Source organism: Dolichospermum sp. LEGE 00246, assembly GCF_015207865.1.
Taxonomy (GTDB): domain Bacteria; phylum Cyanobacteriota; class Cyanobacteriia; order Cyanobacteriales; family Nostocaceae; genus Dolichospermum; species Dolichospermum heterosporum.
Genome location: NZ_JADEWA010000537.1, coordinates 1 through 3282, shown reverse-complemented (window position 1 = coordinate 3282; position 3282 = coordinate 1). Strand labels below are relative to the sequence as shown.

At 41.3% G+C, this 3282-nt stretch carries 3 protein-coding genes and 1 pseudogene; 3 read left to right on the top strand and 1 reads right to left on the bottom strand.

Features of this window, described 5'->3' with window-relative positions:
• Nucleotides 1-215 precede the first annotated feature (215 nt).
• Nucleotides 216-1058 (top strand): annotated as a pseudogene (locus IQ228_RS23605) (SPFH domain-containing protein); the annotation flags it as partial.
• 189 nt (nt 1059-1247) lie between these two features.
• Here IQ228_RS23605 and IQ228_RS23600 read toward each other — a convergent pair.
• Nucleotides 1248-1649 (bottom strand): Fur family transcriptional regulator, encoded by a 402-nt coding sequence (locus IQ228_RS23600; RefSeq protein WP_027401956.1) that lies wholly within the window; start codon nt 1647-1649, stop codon nt 1248-1250.
• Nucleotides 1650-1775: 126 nt separating this feature from the next.
• Between IQ228_RS23600 and purS the strand changes: the two genes are divergently transcribed.
• On the top strand, nt 1776-2054 hold the full coding sequence (gene purS, locus IQ228_RS23595) for a phosphoribosylformylglycinamidine synthase subunit PurS (RefSeq protein ID WP_168504069.1): 279 nt from the start codon (nt 1776-1778) through the stop codon (nt 2052-2054).
• Between the two features lie 98 nt (nt 2055-2152).
• The gene (gene purQ / locus IQ228_RS23590) at nt 2153-2824 is read left to right on the top strand and encodes a phosphoribosylformylglycinamidine synthase subunit PurQ (RefSeq protein WP_039201097.1); all 672 of its coding nucleotides are present in this window, start codon (nt 2153-2155) and stop codon (nt 2822-2824) included.
• The last annotated feature ends 458 nt before the right edge of the window (nt 2825-3282 follow it).

Below are 3282 nucleotides of genomic sequence, written 5' to 3'. Positions count from 1 at the left end.
GGACTACACCTACTTTTTTATAATAACATAAAATCAATATTTTGTTCGTTTCGTCGCTGTAGCCTTCTTTGTTTTCGCTACGCTCAAATACAATTTGGGCTACGCAACTCAACTCACGCGCATTCATGAGCCAGCGCTGTAGACGGGTTTCCCGTCGCAGGCGACTGGCATCCCCACGCTCCTAAGAGTGAGACGTGGGGCTTCTGCTGATTAAGCTAAATTTTGTGATGCCGTTTGTTGATAAAGTTATCTACGAAGAAACTATTCGAGAAAAGGTTTTGGATATTCCCCCTCAAAAGTGCATCACCCGCGATAATGTGGGGATTGAGGTGGATGCTGTGGTCTACTGGCGAATTGTGGATATGGAAAAAGCCCGCTATAAGGTGGAGGATCTGCAATCGGCTATGGTAAATTTGGTGTTGACTCAAATTCGTTCGGAAATGGGACAATTGGAGTTAGATCAAACTTTTACCGCTCGGACTCAAATTAATGAATTGTTATTACAGGATTTAGATATTTCTACTGATCCTTGGGGTGTAAAGGTGACGCGGGTGGAGTTGAGGGATATTATTCCTTCTCAAGCGGTACGGGAAGCAATGGAATTGCAAATGTCAGCGGAACGACGCAAACGCGCATCTATTTTAACTTCGGAAGGTGATAGGGAATCGGCTGTGAATAGCACTAGAGGTAAGGCAGATGCCCAAATTTTGGACGCGGAAGCTAGGCAAAAATCCGTAATTATGCAAGCAGAAGCTGAACAGAAATCAATCGTTCTCAGGGCGCAAGCAGAACGCCAACAACAGGTTTTAAAGGCGCAAGCGATCGCTGAATCGGCAGAAATTATTGCTGAGAGGATTAAGGCTAACCCTGATGCTCAAAAAGCACTAGATGTGCTGTTAGCCTTAAATTATTTGGATATGGGGACTACTATTGGTAAAAGCGATAGCAGCAAGGTGATGTTTATGGACCCTCGCACTATTCCAGCTACTTTGGAAGGTATTCGTTCTATTGTTTCAGATAATGCTCCTAATCTCAAACCTCTCTTTCCCACTAATTAAATAATTTCTTCTTCTTTCTTTTATTCCTTCTTTCTGACTCCTGACTCGGTGACTCCTGACTCGGTGACTCCTGACTCGGTGACTAGTAGTCTGTCAACCCGAAAATGACGGGTGAAGGCAAGCAGGGGGAGAAGAGAGGCACCGGGGGTAGGGGAGGGAAGAACAGAAGTTTTTTCCGATCATTACCCGTCAAAATAAATTTGACGAACTACTAGCTTGACATTTTGTACATAGTCCAAAAAATTCTAGAGTGTGATAAAACACTTTAAATTGATGACTGGTTTGTAATTGGTTTTCCAGTTCATGGACAGGACATTGATCAATAGGAATGGAAATGCCACATTGTAGGCAAGTTAGATGATGCTTGTCCTGTTGTATTAAACTATAAAGGGCTTCACCATTTGCTAAAGTTCGCACTTGCACTAAGCCTTCTAATTTGAGAGCATCCAAGGAACGATAAACTGTTGCTAAACCCATGCTTTGGTTGAGATTACGTAGTTCTACGTAAATTTCTTGAGCAGAAATGCCTTGTTTAAGATTTTGTAACAGGTTTAGAATCCGTTCTTGACTACGGGTATGTATGGCTCTCATAAATCGTTGTTAAATTTGTATTTATGTAGAGGTAATTCATGAATTACTTCTACTCCTGATTATATTTTCACTCAGTTAGACCAGAAAAGTTATAGGATAGCGATCGCAGCATTCAGCAAAAAGCCTGTGCAAATAAAATATTTAGCTAAAATTTTCGTGACTCTGAGAACTTCAGTTTTAGATCCTGCTGGTGTGGCTGTACAATCTGGCCTCAAACAAATGGGATACGACAATGTGGAACAGGTGAGAATTGGTAAGTACATTGAGTTAACCATTGTCGCACCTGATGAAATGAAAGCGCGTCGAGACTTAAATCAAATCTGTGACCAAATGTTATCTAATCCGGTCATCGAAAATTACCGCTTTGACTTGATTGAGGTAGAATCACAAACTGGCGTATTTTGAAACTGCTAATGGGTAATTGGTGATTGGTAATGGAGAAAATTCTTACCTTTTGCCTATTCCCCGACAACGAACAACTGACAACTGACAACTAACTAATTATGAAATTCGGTATTTTAGTTTTTCCAGGTTCTAATTGCGATCGTGATGTTGCTTATGTGACTAGAGATTTGCTAGGACAACCAACGCGGATGATTTGGCATCAAGAGACGGATATTAGTGATATAGATGTGGTAATTGTCCCCGGTGGCTTTAGTTATGGGGATTATTTACGATGTGGGGCGATCGCTCGCTTTTCTCCTGTGATGCAGCAAGTTATCAACCATGCACAACAAGGTAAATTTGTCATCGGTATTTGTAACGGGTTTCAGGTATTAACTGAGGCTGGTTTATTACCTGGGGCATTGGCGAGAAATCAGGATTTGCATTTTATCTGCGATCGCTCTCCCTTGAAAGTTGAGCGTAATAATTTACATTGGACTCAAGGTTATTTTGAAGGGGAAATCATCACTTTACCCATCGCACACGGAGAGGGGCGATTCTACAGTGACGAAACTACTTTAGCAGAAATCGAAGCCAACGGACAAGTTTTATTTCGTTATCAAGAAAATCCCAACGGTTCACTCAACAACATTGCCGGGATTTGTAATCTTCAAGGCAATGTTTTGGGCATGATGCCACATCCAGAACGAGCAGCAGATTCCGCGTTAGGTAATAGCGATGGTTTGCGCTTGTTTCAGGGTTTGTTGGGGAAGGTAGCGGCTTTGGTGTAGTAACTCAAGTTGCTTTATCTAGGTAATTGGTAATTGGCTTACTGGTATACTCAAAACGGCTTGATTGTTTGATTCTAAACGTAGGGGTAAAGCAAGAGCTTCATTGGTGTCAACTTAACGTAAAACCTCTATCCCGCAAAGAACTCAAGTCATCTCATTCCCCTGCTCTGACTGGGAATGAATTCTAGAAGGCTCTGCCTTCAATAATATTAGAGGCAGAGCCTCATCAACTGCATTCCTAGTCAGAGACTAGGAACTAGATGTGGTAGGGATTTGAGCTTAAGTTGACACCAATGAGCAGTGCTAAACGTAAATATTTTTGTCCAATTACTTAGATACCCGGCTTCTGAGTGGAGTCGGGGATTTTTATTCTGATTTTATCTTGACTTGTCAAAACGCAAAGCCTTATTATTTATTAAGTGTAAATTTAAAAACAATAATTAAGGGTGCAAATGAAC

Coding starts and splice junctions, on each gene's coding strand:
- IQ228_RS23600 (WP_027401956.1), bottom strand. CDS start 1,649: ATGAGAGCCATACATACCCGTAGTCAAGAACGGATTCTAAACCTGTTA.
- purQ (WP_039201097.1), top strand. CDS start 2,153: ATGAAATTCGGTATTTTAGTTTTTCCAGGTTCTAATTGCGATCGTGAT.